This window comes from Streptomyces brevispora (assembly GCF_007829885.1).
Taxonomy (GTDB): Bacteria; Actinomycetota; Actinomycetes; order Streptomycetales; family Streptomycetaceae; genus Streptomyces; species Streptomyces brevispora.
This window is the reverse complement of the sequence record NZ_VIWW01000001.1, coordinates 1,261,840-1,278,512: the sequence shown is the minus strand read 5'-3', so window position 1 is coordinate 1,278,512 and position 16,673 is coordinate 1,261,840. Positions and strand designations below refer to the sequence as shown.

Below are 16,673 nucleotides of genomic sequence, written 5' to 3'. Positions count from 1 at the left end.
TTCAGCCCGCCGAGGGCTTCACGGGCGGTGCCACGGTGTCCATCGGTTCGGTGTGCAGCAGCTCGGGCTTCGCGGCGGCGCCCTTGCCGGTCAGCCGGGCCACGAACATCGGCTGCACCAGGGCGTGGTCCTCGGCCCGGACCTGCGCCTTGCCCTTCACCCCGTCGAAGGTCCAGCCCTCCAGGGCCTTCACCATCGCGGCCGGGTCGGTGGCGCTGCCCTCGGCCACGGCGTGCACGATCATCTGGGCCGCGGTGAAACCGTCCGGGGTGAACAGGTCGGGGGTGCCGCCGGCCTTCGTCACCGAGTCGAGCATGGCCTTCTCCGCGGCGTTGCCGCCGCCCGCACCGGGGAAGTAGTGGGCGAGGAACGACACCTTGGCCCCGGCCGTCCCGAAGATCGGGTACGAGGCCGTCCCGGCGAGCCCGGTGACGACCTTGCCGGCGCCCAGCACACCCTGCTGGTCCAGCGCGGTCCACAGCGCCGGTGCGGTGGAACCGGCCCAGGCCACGAAGACCAGATCCGGCCCGCCCGCCTTCACCTGCCGGGCGAACGGCGTCAGGTCCGTCGCGCTGGGCGGCGCCAGTACGGAGCCCACCTTCGCGCCCTTCGCGCCGAGCACCGCCTTCACCGCGGCGACGTTCGCCTGGCCGAACGTGGAGTCCTGGGCCAGCACCGTGACCTTCTTGCCCTTGGCGTCGCCGAGCATCGCCCCCGCCGTGAGGATGTCCTGGTAGGACTGGCGGCCCGAGCGGAAGGTGTAGTCGTTGATCCCGGTCACCGCGTCGGTGGCGGCCGGTCCGCTGATGTACAGCACCTTGTTCTGGGCGGCGAGCGGCGCCATCTGGAGGGCGACGCCGGAGTCGGTGGTGCCGGCCAGCACCTTGTAGCCCTTGCCGATCAGGTTCTTCGCCGCGGAGACCGCCTTGCCGGGGTCGCCCGCGTCGTCCTGCTCGGTGACCTCGATGCGGTGGCCGGCGACCTTGCGGGTGCCCTTCGTGGCGTAGTCCAGGCCCGCCATGAAGCCGTCCCGGTACTGCTTGCCGTAGTCGGCGAGCAGCCCGGTCCGGGAGTAGACCAGGCCCACCTTCACGGCCGCGCCACTGGCGGACTTCCCGGTCGTCGACTCCTCACTGCCCGCCTTGCCGGCGGCGGTGCACCCGGTCAGCAGCAGACCGGCGGTGGCCAGTACGGCGACGGCCGACAGGGATCGGGGCCGGGCGGTGCGGGTGGCCCCGCCGGCTCTGCTGACGCTGCTCGTTCTGCTGACTCTGCTGACTCTGCGACGCATGGTGACCGGCTCCTCGGCGTGTTCCTGTGATGTCGCCGAACCGTATGAACACCGTGCCGTCGTCGATATGGTGCAGGGCACCCCACCTGACCGGGTGCCCATGTGGGTGCCGTACATGGGCAGGACCCCGGCAGGGGCGGCGCCCCGCGGGAGTCATCGACGCCGGTTCAGCGGACCGGGTCCTCGGCCGTCAGGTCGATCAGCCGGCACACCGTCTCGATGTCTATCTTCACCTGGGCGATCGACGCCCGGCCGGACAGCCAGGTGATCAGCGCCGAGTGCCAGGTGTGCTCGATCACCCGGACGGCCGAGAGCTGCTCGGGTGTCGGGTGCTCGAGCCCCATCGAGTCCAGGATGATCGCCGTCGTGAGGCGCGAGACGGTGTCCACCTCGGGGCTCACGCTGCGGTCCGCGAAGGTCAGCGCGCGCACCATCGCGTCCGCCAGGTGCGGTTCGCGCTGGAGCGCGCGGAACGCCCGCATCAGGGTTTCGGCGACCCGGTCCGCCGGGTCGGCCCCGGCCGGCGGACGTTTGCGCAGCGTGCCCTGCATGCGCTGGAGCTGGTCCTGCATGGTGGCGACCAGCAGATGGACCTTGGACGGGAAGTAGCGGTACAGGGTGCCCAGGGCGACCCCGGCGGCCTCCGCCACCTCACGCATCTGGACGGCCTCGAACCCGCCTTTGCCGGCGAGCTGCGCGCTGGCGTGCAGGATGCGGCGGCGGCGGGCCTCCTGGCGTTCCGTCAGGGGCGGCGATGCCGGTCTGGCTTCCGCTGTCATGTGTCCCATTCCCCGTGGCTTCAGGTCCGCGACCACGAGGAAGCGGCGGCCGGTCCGGCGGCGCACAGCATGCCAGGGTGTGTGTCGTGGCGCGAATCACCTGATCCGGCCGCCGCACCGACGCTACCTGCCGGTAGATTCGTAACGCGTTGAACGATCCAGTCTGTAACTTGTTCTAGATTAGCGTGAGCGGTTACGCTCCGGCGAATACGCAGTGAGAAGGGGGCCGAGCGTGACCGCTGAGGCCATAGAGTCGGGCCCCCGCACGGGCCCCGGTACGTCGGACACGGAGGCGGACCCCGTCGGCGACCGGCCGTTGCGCATCGCGCTCCTCACCTACAAGGGCAACCCCTTCTGCGGCGGTCAGGGCGTCTACGTACGCCACCTCGCCCGCGAGCTCGCCCGGCTCGGCCACAGCGTCGAGGTGATCGGCGCCCAGCCCTACCCCGTGCTCGACGAGGGCGTCCCGCTCACCGAGCTGCCGAGTCTGGACCTCTACCGGAACCCCGACCCGTTCCGCACCCCGAAGCGCGGCGAGTACCGGGACTGGATCGACGCCACCGAGGTCGCCACCATGTGGACCGGCGGATTCCCCGAGCCGCTCACCTTCAGCCTGCGCGCCCGGCGCCATCTCGCCGCCAGACGCGGCGAGTTCGACGTCATCCACGACAACCAGACGCTCGGCTACGGATTCCTCGCCGACCTCGGCGCCCCCCTCGTCACCACCATCCACCACCCCATCACCGTCGACCGGCGGCTCGACCTCGACGCCGCCCCGACCCGTCGCCGCCGCGCCTCCGTACGCCGCTGGTACGCCTTCACCCGCATGCAGAAGCGGGTCGCGCGCAGGCTGCCGTCCGTGCTCACCGTCTCCGGCTCCTCCAAACAGGAGATAGTCGAGCACCTCGGGGTGCGCCCGGCCCGCGTCCACGTCGTCCACATCGGCGCCGACACCGACCTGTGGTCGCCCGACCCCGCGGTCGCCGAGGTCGACGGCCGGATCGTCACCACCTCCAGCGCCGACGTACCGCTCAAGGGCCTCGTCCACCTCGTCGAGGCGCTCGCCAAGCTCCGTACCGGCAACCCGGCGGCGCACCTCGTGGTCGTCGGCCGGCGGGCCGAGGACGGACCGGTCGCGCAGGCCATCGAACGGCACGGTCTCGGGGACGCCGTCGAGTTCGTCAAGGGCATCAGCGACGCCGAACTCGTCGACCTGGTGCGCAGCGCCCAGATCGCCTGTGTCCCCTCGCTGTACGAGGGGTTCTCACTGCCGGCCGCCGAGGCCATGGCCACCGGCACCCCGCTCGTCGCCACCACCGGCGGCGCGATCCCCGAGGTCGCGGGACCGGACGGCGAGACCTGTCTGGCGGTCCCGCCCGCCGCCCCCGGGGCCCTGGCCGACGCGCTCGGCCGGCTGCTCGGCGACGCGGCGCTGCGCGAGCGGCTCGGGGCGGCGGGACGCGAACGGGTCCTCGCACGATTCACCTGGAAGCAGGCGGCGATCGGTACCGCCGCGCTCTACCGGGAGGCCATCGCCGCCCGTGCCGCCGCCGGACCCGACGGCCGTCGGTGAAACCGCCCCACCCCTGACGTCTCCGCTCTCCCGCCCCCTTCGAACCCCGACCGCGAAAGCAGGCATTCGTGCTGACCGTGGACTTCACCCGCTTCCCGCTCGCCGCAGGCGACCGAGTGCTCGACCTGGGCTGCGGCGCCGGACGCCACGCCTTCGAGTGCTACCGGCGCGGCGCCCAGGTGGTGGCTCTCGACCGGAACGGCGAGGAGATCCGCGAGGTCGCGAAGTGGTTCGCCGCGATGAAGGAGGCCGGGGAGGCACCCGAGGGCGCCACCGCCACCGCCATGGAGGGGGACGCGCTCAACCTGCCGTTCCCCGACGCGTCCTTCGACGTCGTGATCATCTCCGAGGTGATGGAGCACATCCCCGACGACAAGGGCGTACTCGCCGAGATGGTCCGGGTGCTCAGGCCCGGCGGCCGGATCGCGATCACGGTGCCGCGCTACGGCCCCGAGAAGGTCTGCTGGACGCTCTCCGACGCCTACCACGAGGTCGAGGGCGGCCACATCCGCATCTACAAGGCCGACGAGCTGCTCGGCCGGATGCGCGGCGCCGGCCTCAAGCCGTACGGCACCCACCACGCACACGCGCTGCACTCGCCCTACTGGTGGCTGAAGTGCGCCTTTGGAGTGGGCCGCGACGGCAAGGACGCAGCGCTGCCGGTGCGGGCGTACCACAAGCTGCTGGTCTGGGACATCATGAAGAAGCCGATGGCCACCCGGGTCGCCGAGCAGCTGCTCAACCCGGTCGTCGGCAAGAGCTTCGTCGCCTACGCGACCAAGCCGCACCTGCCCGCCGCCATGACCACCGATGCCCCGGCGAAGGCCGACGACTCCGCAGGGGCCCCGGCGTGACCCTTCCCGAGCGGACCGAACACCTTGTGCTGCCCGGAGTGCTCACCGCCGGGCAGGCGACCGAGACCGTCGCCGCGCTGCTCGCCGTGCAGTGCGACAACGGCGCGCTGCCCTGGTTCCGCGGGCACCACCTCGACCCGTGGGACCACACCGAGGCCGCCATGGCGCTGGACGCCGCCGGCGAGCACGACGCCGCGGAACGCGCGTACGAGTGGCTGGCCCGCAACCAGAACGGCGACGGCTCCTGGTACGCCGCCTACCACGACGGCGACCCGCAGCAGCCGACCGACCGCGGGCTCGAGACCAACTTCTGCGCGTACGTGGCCGTCGGCGTCTGGCACCACTACCTCGCCACCGGCGACGACGCGTTCGTCGACCGGATGTGGCCGACCGTCTTCGCCGCCGTCGAGTTCGTCCTGAGGTTCCAGCAGCCCGGCGGCCAGATCGGCTGGAAGCAGGAGGCCGACGGCACCCCGGTCACGGACGCGCTGCTGACCGGCTCCTCCTCCATCCACCAGGCACTGCGCTGCGCGCTCGCCATCGCGGAACGCCGCGAGGAACCGCAGCCCGACTGGGAGTTGGCCACCGGCGCACTCGCCCACGCGATCCGCAGCCACCCCGAACGCTTCCTGGACAAGAGCCACTACTCGATGGACTGGTACTACCCGGTCCTCGGCGGCGCGCTCGACGGACCGGCTGCCACGAAGCGGATCGAGGAGGGCTGGGACCGTTTCGTCGTCCCGGACCTCGGGGTGCGCTGTGTGCTGCCCAACCCCTGGGTGACGGGCGGCGAGAGCTGCGAACTCGCCCTGGCGCTCTGGGTGATGGGCGAGTCCGACCGGGCCCTGGAGGTCCTGCAGTCCATCCAGCACCTGCGGGCCGAGGACGGGCTGTACTGGACGGGGTACGTCTTCGAGGGCAACCGGGCGTTCTGGCCCGAGGAGCGCACCGCCTGGACCGCCGGTTCGCTGCTGCTGGCGGTGGCCGCGCTCGGCGGGGACGAGGCGACCACCGCGGTCTTCAGCGGGGAACGGCTGCCGAAGGGACTGGAGCCGGACTGCTGCGGCTGAGCGGCTGCGATCGGGCGGTGCCGGGCGGTGCCGGGCGGTCCCGGCTGTTTCTGCGCGCCCGGCGGTCCCGGCCGGCTCAGCGCGCCCGGCGGTTTTGTCGGCGTCAGTGGCGGATGCGTCCGGCGACCGCGTGCCCGATGAACAGGTACACGACGGCCGCGAGGCCGTAACCGGCGACGACCCTGGCCCACGCCTCGTCGAACGTGAACAGGTCGTACGACCAGCCGGCGAGCCAGCGGGCGGTGTGCCGCACGAACTCGACCAGGTCGTTGTCCCGGTTGGCGTCGAGCAGGTACATCAGAATCCACAGGCCGATGATGAAGGCCATGACGTCGGCCACTACGGCTATGACACGTGCTGCGGTGTTGCTTCCGTTGCCTGTTCTGGAGGACATGCCATCCGGGTTGCCGCATTCCGCCGGGTGAAACCCGGACGGCGTACCCGGGTGGCGGGCCGTCCGGGCGGGGGCAAGCCTTGCGGGGGGTGCCGGGCCCCGGCACCCGTCGCGATGTGCCCGGTCAGGGAGGCCCGCTGTGCCCACTTCCGTACCGCTCCGCCGTCTGCTCGTGGCACTGCTGCTGTCCTGCACCGTGCTGGTGAGCGCCACCGCGTGCGGCAGCGGCGGCGACAGCGGGGCGAGCAGTTCCGCGTCGCCCACCGGGACGTCGCCCACCGGCACGTCTTCGGCCGAGGCGCAGAAGTTCGCCAAGACGCGTTTCGTCACCAACGCGGGGCTGGCCGCGGGCGCCACCTACCAGTGGATCGTCAAGCCGTACCGGGCCGGCAGGTTCAAGAAGGGCGCCGACGGGCGGACGTTCGCGCTCGTCAAGGCCGGACTCGCGGGCGGCTTCGCCTACAACAGGCTCAAGGCCGCCTCCGACAACGCCAAGGGCGACCCGCTGCTCTCGAAGGCCGTCGCACCACTGACCGCGGGCATCGCATCACTCGAGGGCCTCGCCACCAAGCTCCGCAAGGGTGACGCGGGAGAGGGCGACATCGGCGCCTTCGAGAACGTCATCAACAACGTCAAGGACGCCGGGAAGAGCGCGGGCGCCGAGGTGAAGGACAAGGTGCCGTCCACCGCGCAGCTCGGCGGATAACCCGTGGGGCGCGGCGCGGGCCCGAACTAGGCTGCGGGCATGAGCCATCTCTCCCATGAGCGCTACTGCGACGAAATCGTCCTGAGGACAGAGGCGTTGAGGGCCGCGGTGAGCGGTGCTGACCTCGACGCGACCGTACCGACGTGCCCCGAGTGGACACTGCGCGACCTCGCCGTCCATGTCGGCGGCGTCCACCGCTGGGCCGGGGAGATCGTGCGCACCCAGGCCACCGAGGCGCTCCCGGACGATCGGGTGCCGCACTTCACCCCCGACGGCGACGACCCCGCCGTGCTGGACGCCTGGCTGGCGGAAGGGGCCGCCGGGACCGCCGAGGTGCTGCGTGAGGCGGGTCCCGAGCTGAAGGCCTGGTCCTGGTACCGGGACCAGAGCGCGGGATTCTGGGCACGGCGCATGGCGATCGAGACGGTCGTCCACCAGGCGGACGCGGCCCTCACCGCGAAGGTGCCCTACACCATGGCAGCCGACCTGGCCGCGGACACCATCGACGAATGGCTGCAGTTCGTCGCCGGCGCCCAGGCCGAGGGCGACTCGGAGGCCGTGGAGCTGCGCGGCGCCGGGCGCTCCATCCACCTGCACGCCACCGACACCCCCGGCGCCGAATGGCTCATCGAGTTCGGCGAGGACGGCTTCACCTGGCGCCGTGCGCACGAGAAGGCGACCGTGGCACTGCGGGGGCCGCTCACCGACGTGATGCTGGTCTTCAACCGCCGCCTCGCCCCGGACAGCGACCGGGTCGAGGTCCTGGGCGACGCGGAGCTGCTGGACTTCTGGCTGGCGCGGTCGTCCTTCGGCTGACGGACCGGGCCCGGCCGGTGTGCGGGCCGGGCGCCGCTGCGCCAAGCTGGAACGGCAGCCCGTCCCGTCCGGCGAGGAGGTGCCGATGGACCCGGTCCGGGCCCTGGAGCGGATCGCCTTCCTGCTGGAGCGCGGCGGGGCCGACACCTACCGTGTCCAGGCCTTCCGCACGGCCGCCCGCACCGTCGCCGCGATGCCCGGCGGCGAAGCCGTCCAACGGGTGACGAACGGCTCACTGGAGCGGGTCAAGGGCATCGGCCCCAGGACCGCACAGGTCATCCGCGAGGCGGTGGCCGGAGAGGTCCCCGCCTATCTGGAGCGGCTGGAGACCGAGACCGAGGAGAGCGGACGGCTCGCCGAGGGCGGTGAGCGGCTGCTCGCGCTGCTGCGCGGCGACTGCCATCTGCACTCCGACTGGTCGGACGGCGGCAGCCCGATCGAGGAGATGGGCCGTACGGCGGCCGAGCTCGGCCACGACTGGGCGGTGCTCACCGACCACTCGCCCCGGCTGACCGTGGCCAACGGGCTCTCGCCCGAACGGCTGCGCCGACAGCTGGCCGAGATCGCCGAACTCAACGAGCGCTGGGCACCGTTCAGGCTGCTCACCGGCATCGAGTGCGACATCAACCTCGACGGCTCCCTCGACCAGGAGGACGAACTCCTTGAACAGCTCGACCTGGTGGTCGTCTCCGTCCACTTCAAACTGCGGATGGACCCCGGCCCGATGACCCGGCGGCTCCTCGCGGCCGTCCGCCATCCGCAGGCCAACGTCCTCGGGCACTGCACGGGTCGGCTGATCACCGGCCGGGGCCGCCCGGAGTCGCGGTTCGACGCCGACGAGGTCTTCGCCGCCTGCGCGGAGTCGGGCACGGCGGTGGAGATCAACAGCCGGCCCGAGCGGCTGGACCCGCCCCGGCGGCTGCTGCGCCGCGCCGTCGAGGCGGGCACGCTCTTCGCCGTCGACACCGACGCGCACGCACCCGGACAGCTGGACTGGCAGATCTACGGCTGCGCCCGAGCCGAGGAGTGCGGAGTCCCGCCGGAGCGCGTCGTCACCACGTGGACGGCGGACGAGCTGCTGGCCTGGACGCGCGAGGGCACGGTCCCGGACCGGGCCTGAGAGCAGCGCCGGTCAGCACCCAACCCGGACATGGATGCCGGAGCCACGCGCGCAACCTCCCTCTACGTCCTGGTGGCCTCCGCGGCCCCGGCCGCCGGCCAGGGGTGGGTGTGCATCGGCGCCAACTAACGTCTACTCGCTCGACGTCAACCATTCCGAGGTGGCCGTGGACGCCGTCGCAGCTTTCGCCGCCCCGCGGCGCGCTCCCGAGCCGTCTAGTTGAGCTCCGCCAGCACCCGCAGGGTGTGCGGGTCCGGCGCCGTCACCAGTAGGTCGGTGACCGGCCCCGTGCGCCACAACTCCAGCCGTTCCGCGATCCGTTCGCGGGGACCGACCAACGAGATCTCATCGGCGAAGGCGTCCGGGACGGCGAGGACGGCCTCCTCCTTGCGGCCCTCCAGGAAGAGCTGCTGAATCCGCCGGGCCTCCTCACCGAACCCCATCCGCGCCATCAGATCCGCGTGGAAGTTACGGGCGGCGGCGCCCATGCCGCCGACGTAGAAGCCGAGCATCGCCTTCACCGGCAGCAGGCCCTCCGCGACATCGTCACAGACCTGCGCACGGACCATCGGCGCGATCATGAACCCCTCACGGAGGCCCGCCAGCGACGCCTTGTACACATCCGTGCGCAGCGGCGACCAGTACAGCGGCAGCCAGCCGTCCGCGATCCTGGTGGTCTGCGCGATGTTCTTCGGCCCCTCCGCGCCGAGCAGTAACGGGAGCCCGGACCGCAGTGGATGGGTGATCGGCTTCAGCGGTTTGCCGAGTCCGGTGGCGCCGGGGCCGTTGTACGGATGGGAGTGGAACCGGCCGTCCAGCTCAACAGGGGCCTCGCGGCCGAGCACTTGGCGCACCACGTCGATGTACTCGCGGGTCGCGGTCAGCGGGCTGCTGGGGAACGGCCGCCCGTACCAGCCCTCGACGACCTGCGGGCCGGAGAGCCCGAGGCCGAGCATCATCCGGCCGCCGGAGAGGTGGTCGAGGGTCAGGGCGTGCATGGCGGTCGCGGTCGGGGTGCGTGCCGCCATCTGCGCGATGGCAGTGCCCAGCCGGATGCGGGAGGTGTGGGCGGCGATCCAGGTCAGCGGGGTGAAGGCGTCCGATCCCCAGGCCTCCGCCGTCCACACCGACTCATAGCCCAGGTCCTCGGCCTCCCGGGCGAGGTCCAGATGGGCCGGGTTCGGGCCGCGGCCCCAGTATCCGAGAGCGAGTCCGAGCCGCATTCCGCTGCCTCCCAGCATTTCTGACGATGTATCAGATATAGCCGGAGGGTACGACAGCGGCCCCCCGCCCGGAAGGGGCGGGGGGCCGCTGTCGGTGGTCCGTGCGCCGCGTGTCAGCCGCGCTGGATGCCCGTGGTGTCCTGGAGCACGCCCCGGCGGCCGTCCTGGGTCTGGGCGATGAGCCCCGGACCGCGCTGCTCGACCGCGAGGTACCAGGTGCCCGGCGCCAGTTCGGCGATCGGGGACGGCGAACCGTCCTCGCCGTACAGCGGACGGGCCACCGGAACCGCGAACCAGAACGGGGTGAAGTCACCGGCCGGCGCACCGCCGCCCGCCGGGCTCTGCTGCGCCGCCGCGTGAGGCTGCTGCGGATCGGGCTGACCGGGCTGGGCACCGTACTGCTGCGGCTGACCCGGCTGCTGACCGCCGAACGACGGCTGCGCGGCGCCCGGGTAGCCGTAACCCTGACCGGGCTGCGGCTGGCCACCGTAGGGCGGCTGCACGGCCTGCGGCTTCGGGGCGCCCACGAGCGGGGCCTTGAGCGCGGGAACCAGCGGGGAGGCGACCGCACCGGCGGCCAGCGCCAGGGCGGCGATCAGGCCGAGGATCAGACCGGCACCGGCGTCGATCTGGCCGAGGTCGATGATCGTCCAGAACAGGTACCACGCGGTGAAGAGTGTGGCGGCCACGCCGAACTGGGCGAGATCCAGACCGGCGACCTTGCGCGGCTGGGGCTGCGAGCGGGAGAGCACGATCAGTGCGGCGCCGGCCACCCCGACCATGTAGACGCCCATCGCGGCGCCCAGGAACTCCCAGGAGTTCGGCGCGTCAATGCTGGAGTTCCCGTAGGAGTAGTAGTCGAGGAAAGAGGCGATGAACAGCACGACCGCTGCTCCGATCACCACGCCATCGCCTCGAGTGAGGGAGCGGATATTCACGTGAAGGTCCTTAGTCGGTCGTCTCGTCGGGGCGGTCGTCGCTGCCACCGGTACGGCGGGCGCGGCGCGAAGCTCGGGGCGGGCTCCCCGTCGTACGGATGAATCTATCGTCTGCCGGCGCGGGTTGCGTCCGCCGCCCTGACGTTGGGCGAGCATCCTTCCGAGTTCATCGCAGAACCACCTCTTACTACCCGTTGAGATAGCTCCTGATGCCATCGGCGATGCCCTGCGCCGCCTTCTGACGCCAACCCGCACTGGTGAGCAGGGCGGCGTCCTTCGGATCACGCATATTGCCGCATTCGATGAAGACTTTGGGCACGGTAGACAAATTAAGTCCGCCCAGATCCTTGCGGGTGTCCAGTCCGGTATTGCCGCCGATGTAATTGGAAGGCGCACTTCCGGTGGCGCGGACGAAGAGTCCGGCGATACGCGTCCCGAGATCGCGCGACGGACCCACGATCTTCGAGGTGTCCGCGTTCCCGCCGCGCACCGCCGCGGGCAGGATCACGTGGAAGCCGCGGTTGCCGACCGCAGACCCGTCCGCATGGACCGAGACGACCGCGTCGGCCCCCGCCTTGTTGCCGATCCTGGCCCGTTCGTCGACGCACGGGCCGAACAGCCGGTCGTTGTCGTACGTCAGAACCACCTTCGCGCCCTGCGCCCGCAGCAGTTCGCGCAGCCGGTGCGCGACATCGAGGGTGAACTCGGCTTCCGCGTAGCCGGAGTTGGTGGAGGTGCCGGTGGTGTCGCACTCCTTGTGCGTGGTGCCGATGTCCACCTGCCGGGCGATCTCGGCGGTGTGCAGGCGGTTGCGCGGATTGTGCCCGGGGTCGATGACGACCGTCTTGCCCGACAGCGGCCCGGACACGGTGGCCGGCGCGGACGCCGAGCGGGAGGCCGGCCGCTTCGACGGGGCCGGGCCGCTGTGCACCGGTGACGGGGAGGCCGGGCCCGGCGAGGAGGCTGTCGCGGGGGACGGCGACGCGGCCGCACTGCCGTCCGGGCCGGGCCGGGCCTGCGCGGTGTCACCGCCGCCGCAGCCCGTGGCGCCCAGACACAGCGCGGTCAGCGTCGCGGCGGCGAACAGGGCCGGGCGGCGGGGGGCAGGGGGAACGCTCTCGTCGTCACGCACCCGGCGATGCTATCCGGGAGCCCGGCCGCTGTCCGGAGGCCTTACGGCCTGGTGCACGACAGTGAGCGGGCTCCCGACGCCCTGCGACTCCGCCTCCGGCGTTGTCGTCGGTCAACGACGCTCCGCGTCGATTCCCTCCTCCGCCTTGGATTCGAAGCTGCATGACGCCGCTCGCTGATCCGCTCCCTATCGCGCGCCAGGTCGTTAGATGCCGGGCCCGGTACGCCGCAGGACGCGCAGCGAGTCGGTGACCGCGATCTCCGTGAACGCCCCGGAGGCCAGCGCCCGCAGGTAGATCCGGTACGGGGCCTGGCCGCCGTGCGCCGGGTCCGGGAACACGTCGTGGATCGCCAGCAGCCCGCCCTCGGCGACATGCGGCGCCCAGCCCTCGTAGTCGCCGTTCGCGTGCTCGTCGGTGTGGCCGCCGTCGATGAAGACCAGCCCGAGCCGCCCGCCCCAGACGGCCGCGATCTGCGGGGAACGCCCCACGAGCGCCACCACGTGCTCCTCCAGACCGGCCGCGTGCAGCGTCCGGCGGAACGTGGGCAGCGTGTCCATCCGGCCGATCTCGGCGTCCACCACGGTCGGATCGTGGTACTCCCAGCCGGGCTGCTGCTCCTCGCTGCCCCGGTGGTGATCGATGGTCAGGGCCGTCACCCCCGCGCCGCGGGCGGCGTCGGCGAGCAGGATGGTGGAGCGCCCGCAGTACGTGCCCACCTCCAGCAGGGGCAGTCCGAGGGCGGCGGCGTCGGCGGCGGCCGCGTACAGCGCCAGCCCCTCCACCACCGGCATGAAGCCCTTGGCGGCCTGGAACGCGGCGAGAATCTCCGGCTTGGGCTCGGCGGCCACGGGTTCCTCCTGGGGGCGGGATGCGGGACGGGCATTTCGACGGCGCTCCATCGTGCCGCACCTTCCGGCCGGGGACGCGCGCGGGGGGTGCCCGGCCGTGCCGGACGCCGGACGCCCCCGCCGACGGTGTCGGCGGGGGCGTCCGGGTGGGGTGAGCCCGGGTCGGGGGCCCCTGGTGGGGCTGTGACGGAGGGGTCAGCAGCTCTGCCAGAGTCGGGTCATGACGCGGACGCCGAAGCGCAGGCCCTCCAGCGGGACGCGCTCGTCCACGCCGTGGAAGAGCCGGCCGTAGTCCAGGTCGTGCGGGAGCTTCAGGCCCTTGAAGCCGAAGCAGCGGATGTCCAGGTGGGTGAAGGCCTTGGCGTCCGTGCCGCCGGGGTTGCAGTACGGCACGGGGTGGCCGTCCGGGTCCTCGGCGCGCACCGCGTCGCACATGGCGTCGACGAGCGGGCCGTCGAACGTGGTCTCCATCGCGATGTCGTGGTTGACCCACTCGCGGCTGACCGAGGGGAGCAGCAGCCTGTCGATCGTGTCGATCAGCTCCTGCTCGTGGCCGGGCAGGAAACGGCCGTCGACGCGGGCGGTGGCCTTTCCGGGGATGACGTTGGTCTGGTAACCGGCGTTGAACATGGTGGGGTTCGCCGAGTTGCGCAGGACCACCTGCATGAAGTCGGAGACCGGGCCCAGCTTGGCGAGGCTGCCCTCGATGTCGTTCTCGTCGAACTCCACGCCGTACAGGCGGGCCGCCTCTTCGAGCAGGACGCGGACCGGCTCGATCAGCCGGATCGGGAAGGTCTCGCGGCCGATCCGGGTCAGCGACTCGGCGAGGTCGGTGACCGCGTTCTCGTCGTTGGGCGACGAGCCGTGGCCGGCCCGGCCGCTCGCGGTGAGCTCCATCCAGGCCATGCCGCGCTGGGCGTTCTCGATCGGGTAGAGGCGCCGGGTGTCGTCGATGGCGAAGGAGAACCCGCCGCCCTCGCCGATCGCCTCGGTGACCCCGGAGAACAGTTCCGGGCGGTGCTCGACCAGCCAGTGGGCGCCGAACGTGCCGCCCGCCTCCTCGTCGGCGAGGAAGGCCAGCACCAGATCGCGCGAGGGCCGGGTGCCGGTGCGGGCGAAGTGCCGGGCGGTGGCCAGCATGACGGCCACCGTGTCCTTCATGTCGATCGCGCCCCGGCCCCACAGGTAGCCGTCCCGGATCTCGCCGGAGAACGGCGGCACCTGCCACTCGGAGGCGTCCGCGGGGACCACGTCCAGATGGCCGTGGACCATCAGCGCGCCGCGCTCCGGATCGCGGCCGGCGATCCGGGCGATGACACTGGCACGGCCCGGGGCGGACTCGATCAGCTCCGATGCGATGCCCACCTCGGCGAGGCGGCCCACCACCCAGTCGGCGCTCGCACGCTCGTTGCTGGTGGGGTTGGAGGTGTCGAACCTGATCAGTTCGGCGCAGAGGTCGACGACCTCGGCCTGGGCCTCCTCGGAGGCCGGTATCAGGGTGGCGGTGGGGTCGGGGGTGCTCATGCTGCTCCCACAGAGGTGGTGGTGCGGGCTTCGGGGACCGCGCTGTCCTCGTCGTCCAGGGTGGAGGTGCCGTACGGCTTCACCCAGCCCAGCAGGCCGAGGACGCTGTACAGGACGAAGGCGGTGGCCAGCGAGTTCAGGGCCGGTATGCCGCCGTCGTAGAACTTGCCGACGCAGAAGGCCGCGATCCAGATGGCGATGGACATCGGCACCCAGGTCGGCGAGGACTTGGGCAGCGTCTCGGATTCCCGGGTGTCGTCCAGTGGCTTGCGCATCCGCTTCACGACCCAGTACTCGGCCACGATGATGCCGCCGATCGGCGGGATCGCGACGCCGAGGATCGTGAGGAACTCGGTGAAGTGGGTCATGATCCCGACCGCGGACAGGACCGTGCCGGCGATGCCGAGGAAGATGGTGACGGCGCCGCGATGGATCCGCTTGCCGAAGACGACCTGGAAGAAGTTGACGACGCCGAGCGAGGAGCCGTACAGGTTCCAGTCGTTGATCTTCGCCGTGGACATCAGGACCACGATGACGCCGAAGGCACCGGAGGTGGAGAGCACGATGTGCGAGACCTCGTTGCTCTTGACCAGGTGGCCCAGGAGTACGCCGGTCATACCGACGATGTACTCGGAGAGGATCATCGAGGAGGCGCTCTGCACGAAGACGTGGGAGCCCTTCCTGTTGTAGCGGGTCATCTCCGGCGCCACGATCGCACCGGTCATGAAGCCGCCCGCGATGGCGGTGGCGGCGACCGCGAGGGGGATCGTGTCACCGGGCGGTGGCGAGTGGATCAGCTCGCTGAGGGAGTGGTCCTTCAGCGTCGAGATGATCGACCAGGCGACCATCGCGAAGAAGAGCGGGGTGACGATCTTCGCGAAGACGGCCATGTACTTGAAGCCGAAGATCACCAGGGCGGTGATGGCGATGCCCGCGATCACGCACCACATCCAGGCCGGTCCGCCGACCAGCGCCGAGACGCTGTTGCCGAAGATCGTGTTCTGGACGCCGAACCAGCCGACCAGGCTGACCGCGATGACGAAGCTGACCAGCGCGGAGCCGTTGCGGCCGAAGCCCACCCAGCGGGTCAGCATCGGGGTCGCGAGACCCTCGCGCATACCGGCCAGGCCGATCGCGAAGATCACGATCTCCAGGATCACCGCGCCGAGCGTGAAGGCGAGGAAGGCGTTGCCGAAGGTCATGCCGACACCGATGGTGGCGCCGAGCGTGAACTGCGAGATCGAGCCGGACTGGGCCAGCCACTGGAGCAGCATGGACCAGAAACCGAACCGCTTGTCGCGCGGGACGCGCGAGAGCGAGTAGTCGTCGCTGCCGATGTTCTTGGTCTCGTGGACCGCGGCGTCGGCCTGCGGGGCGGCTGCCATCAGGACTCCTGGGGTGTGCGGCCGAAGGTCTGCAGGTGAGCCAGCGACCCGTAGCGGTTGACGAGGTTGTCGAACTCCACCGCGTCGTGGAAGTCCAGTTGGCCCGCGCCGTAGGCCTTGGCGACCTCCACGGCGTAGCGGGCGGCGGACGCGATGTCGCTCTCGTGACTCGCGCCCGTCTGGCAGCCCGGCACCGCGGCGGCCGAGGTGACCGCCAGACCGACCACGGGGGCGGCCGTGGCGGTGGAGGGCTGGAGGATCGAATTGATGTGGTGTGCACCGTTACCGTACGGCGTGATGTCCTGTGTGGTCACCGGGTACGTGACCAACGGCTCACCGGTCACCACGGCCAGCAGCTCGCCGAGCTGCTCGCTGACCCGGAGCACCCAGCCCTCCTTGACGGTGGGCGACAGGGCCAGGCCCTTGTGGTTGATGATCCGGTTGCCCTTGGTGGTGTCGACGGAGAGCACGGCCTCCATGTCGTCGGTCACCTCGTGGCGGTTCATGGTGGCGATGTCCACGGGCGATCCCATGAACGGCACCGGGTCGTGCGGCTCGGTCGGCGCGTTCGGGCAGATGTGCGTAGCGACGATCACATCGCCGGGCAGCACATCGCCGCGGCGGCGCATGTCGAGCAGCTTCGCGGCGGTGGCGACGGCGCAGATCGCGCCGTCGGCGTCGGAGACCAGGCCGGTCACCTCGGGCCGGGCGCCGATGCCGCCGAGCCGGCCGACCACACCGAGGGTGCGGGCGGTGCCCCCGGCCGTCCGTCCCCGGGAACCGGGGATGCGGACCAGCACGAAGTCCGTCGAGCCCCGCTCGCCGGCGACCGTGGTGACCTCTGCGGACGAACCCGCGGCCCCCGCTGCGGAGTCGAGGTACTCGACGACCGTCTTGCCATTGACCTGGGGATCGTCGAGCAGATCGACGATGTCCAGTACGTACTTCAACATGGGGGGCCTTTCTCGCGCATCCGTCACACCCGTCCGGCGCCCGGCATGGAAGGGGACGCCGGACGG

The 16,673-nt window shown here is 71.4% G+C and carries 16 protein-coding genes; 6 read left to right on the top strand and 10 right to left on the bottom strand.

The genetic code is table 11. The features are described 5' to 3' along the window. Position 1 precedes the first annotated feature (1 nt). Positions 2-1,291, bottom strand: a complete 1,290-nt coding sequence (locus tag FHX80_RS05960; RefSeq protein WP_244318139.1) for a substrate-binding domain-containing protein — start codon at positions 1,289-1,291, stop codon at positions 2-4. A gap of 167 nt (positions 1,292-1,458) precedes the next feature. Then, entirely contained in the window at positions 1,459-2,070 is a 612-nt protein-coding gene (locus tag FHX80_RS05955; protein ID WP_145763240.1) for a TetR family transcriptional regulator, read from the bottom strand. Between the two features lie 232 nt (positions 2,071-2,302). Between FHX80_RS05955 and FHX80_RS05950 the strand changes: the two genes are divergently transcribed. From FHX80_RS05950 to FHX80_RS05940, 3 genes are all read left to right on the top strand, one after another. Continuing rightward, positions 2,303-3,643, top strand: coding sequence for a glycosyltransferase family 4 protein (locus tag FHX80_RS05950; protein ID WP_145763239.1), 1,341 nt, complete (start codon positions 2,303-2,305; stop codon positions 3,641-3,643). A gap of 68 nt (positions 3,644-3,711) precedes the next feature. Beyond that, on the top strand, positions 3,712-4,497 hold the full coding sequence (locus FHX80_RS05945; RefSeq protein WP_145763238.1) for a class I SAM-dependent methyltransferase: 786 nt from the start codon (positions 3,712-3,714) through the stop codon (positions 4,495-4,497). Then, positions 4,494-5,567: a prenyltransferase/squalene oxidase repeat-containing protein gene (locus FHX80_RS05940; RefSeq protein WP_145763237.1), complete on the top strand. Its 1,074-nt coding sequence runs from the start codon at positions 4,494-4,496 to the stop codon at positions 5,565-5,567. The genes FHX80_RS05945 and FHX80_RS05940 overlap by 4 nt, the downstream gene beginning before the upstream one ends. A gap of 103 nt (positions 5,568-5,670) precedes the next feature. On the opposite strand, the gene FHX80_RS05935 is transcribed toward FHX80_RS05940, so the two are convergent. Then, positions 5,671-5,961 carry a hypothetical protein gene (locus FHX80_RS05935; protein ID WP_145763236.1) on the bottom strand — a complete coding sequence of 97 codons (291 nt, stop codon included), beginning with the start codon at positions 5,959-5,961 and terminating at the stop codon, positions 5,671-5,673. Between the two features lie 139 nt (positions 5,962-6,100). Between FHX80_RS05935 and FHX80_RS05930 the strand changes: the two genes are divergently transcribed. From FHX80_RS05930 to FHX80_RS05920, 3 genes are all read left to right on the top strand, one after another. Further along, positions 6,101-6,667 carry a hypothetical protein gene (locus FHX80_RS05930; protein ID WP_145763235.1) on the top strand — a complete coding sequence of 189 codons (567 nt, stop codon included), beginning with the start codon at positions 6,101-6,103 and terminating at the stop codon, positions 6,665-6,667. Positions 6,668-6,706: 39 nt separating this feature from the next. Next, positions 6,707-7,483: a maleylpyruvate isomerase family mycothiol-dependent enzyme gene (locus FHX80_RS05925; RefSeq protein WP_145763234.1), complete on the top strand. Its 777-nt coding sequence runs from the start codon at positions 6,707-6,709 to the stop codon at positions 7,481-7,483. A gap of 85 nt (positions 7,484-7,568) precedes the next feature. Next, the gene (locus tag FHX80_RS05920; protein ID WP_145763233.1) at positions 7,569-8,603 is read left to right on the top strand and encodes a PHP domain-containing protein; all 1,035 of its coding nucleotides are present in this window, start codon (positions 7,569-7,571) and stop codon (positions 8,601-8,603) included. Between the two features lie 215 nt (positions 8,604-8,818). Here FHX80_RS05920 and FHX80_RS05915 read toward each other — a convergent pair whose 3' ends face one another. From FHX80_RS05915 to FHX80_RS05885, 7 genes are all read right to left on the bottom strand, one after another. After that, positions 8,819-9,826: an LLM class F420-dependent oxidoreductase gene (locus tag FHX80_RS05915; RefSeq protein ID WP_145767101.1), complete on the bottom strand. Its 1,008-nt coding sequence runs from the start codon at positions 9,824-9,826 to the stop codon at positions 8,819-8,821. Between the two features lie 113 nt (positions 9,827-9,939). Beyond that, complete coding sequence (locus FHX80_RS05910) at positions 9,940-10,731, bottom strand: hypothetical protein (RefSeq protein WP_145763232.1); 792 nt, start codon at positions 10,729-10,731, stop codon at positions 9,940-9,942. Between the two features lie 220 nt (positions 10,732-10,951). After that, on the bottom strand, positions 10,952-11,896 hold the full coding sequence (locus FHX80_RS05905) for an N-acetylmuramoyl-L-alanine amidase (protein ID WP_145763231.1): 945 nt from the start codon (positions 11,894-11,896) through the stop codon (positions 10,952-10,954). Positions 11,897-12,100: 204 nt separating this feature from the next. Continuing rightward, complete coding sequence (locus FHX80_RS05900; RefSeq protein WP_375888608.1) at positions 12,101-12,796, bottom strand: class I SAM-dependent methyltransferase; 696 nt, start codon at positions 12,794-12,796, stop codon at positions 12,101-12,103. Between the two features lie 144 nt (positions 12,797-12,940). Next, positions 12,941-14,269: a M20/M25/M40 family metallo-hydrolase gene (locus FHX80_RS05895; RefSeq protein WP_145763229.1), complete on the bottom strand. Its 1,329-nt coding sequence runs from the start codon at positions 14,267-14,269 to the stop codon at positions 12,941-12,943. After that, positions 14,266-15,654 (bottom strand): cytosine permease, encoded by a 1,389-nt coding sequence (locus FHX80_RS05890; RefSeq protein WP_145763228.1) that lies wholly within the window; start codon positions 15,652-15,654, stop codon positions 14,266-14,268. The genes FHX80_RS05895 and FHX80_RS05890 overlap by 4 nt, the downstream gene beginning before the upstream one ends. After that, positions 15,654-16,607 (bottom strand): DUF1177 domain-containing protein, encoded by a 954-nt coding sequence (locus FHX80_RS05885; RefSeq protein WP_145763227.1) that lies wholly within the window; start codon positions 16,605-16,607, stop codon positions 15,654-15,656. The genes FHX80_RS05890 and FHX80_RS05885 overlap by 1 nt, the downstream gene beginning before the upstream one ends. Positions 16,608-16,673: the final 66 nt, after the last annotated feature.

Bases quoted from the DNA above. Each gene is read 5' to 3' on its own strand.
- FHX80_RS05960 (WP_244318139.1), bottom strand. From the start codon at position 1,291: ATGCGTCGCAGAGTCAGCAGAGTCAGCAGAACGAGCAGCGTCAGCAGA.
- FHX80_RS05955 (WP_145763240.1), bottom strand. From the start codon at position 2,070: ATGACAGCGGAAGCCAGACCGGCATCGCCGCCCCTGACGGAACGCCAG.
- FHX80_RS05935 (WP_145763236.1), bottom strand. From the start codon at position 5,961: ATGTCCTCCAGAACAGGCAACGGAAGCAACACCGCAGCACGTGTCATA.
- FHX80_RS05925 (WP_145763234.1), top strand. From the start codon at position 6,707: ATGAGCCATCTCTCCCATGAGCGCTACTGCGACGAAATCGTCCTGAGG.
- FHX80_RS05920 (WP_145763233.1), top strand. From the start codon at position 7,569: ATGGACCCGGTCCGGGCCCTGGAGCGGATCGCCTTCCTGCTGGAGCGC.
- FHX80_RS05915 (WP_145767101.1), bottom strand. From the start codon at position 9,826: ATGCGGCTCGGACTCGCTCTCGGATACTGGGGCCGCGGCCCGAACCCG.
- FHX80_RS05900 (WP_375888608.1), bottom strand. From the start codon at position 12,796: ATGGAGCGCCGTCGAAATGCCCGTCCCGCATCCCGCCCCCAGGAGGAA.
- FHX80_RS05895 (WP_145763229.1), bottom strand. From the start codon at position 14,269: ATGAGCACCCCCGACCCCACCGCCACCCTGATACCGGCCTCCGAGGAG.
- FHX80_RS05890 (WP_145763228.1), bottom strand. From the start codon at position 15,654: ATGGCAGCCGCCCCGCAGGCCGACGCCGCGGTCCACGAGACCAAGAAC.
- FHX80_RS05885 (WP_145763227.1), bottom strand. From the start codon at position 16,607: ATGTTGAAGTACGTACTGGACATCGTCGATCTGCTCGACGATCCCCAG.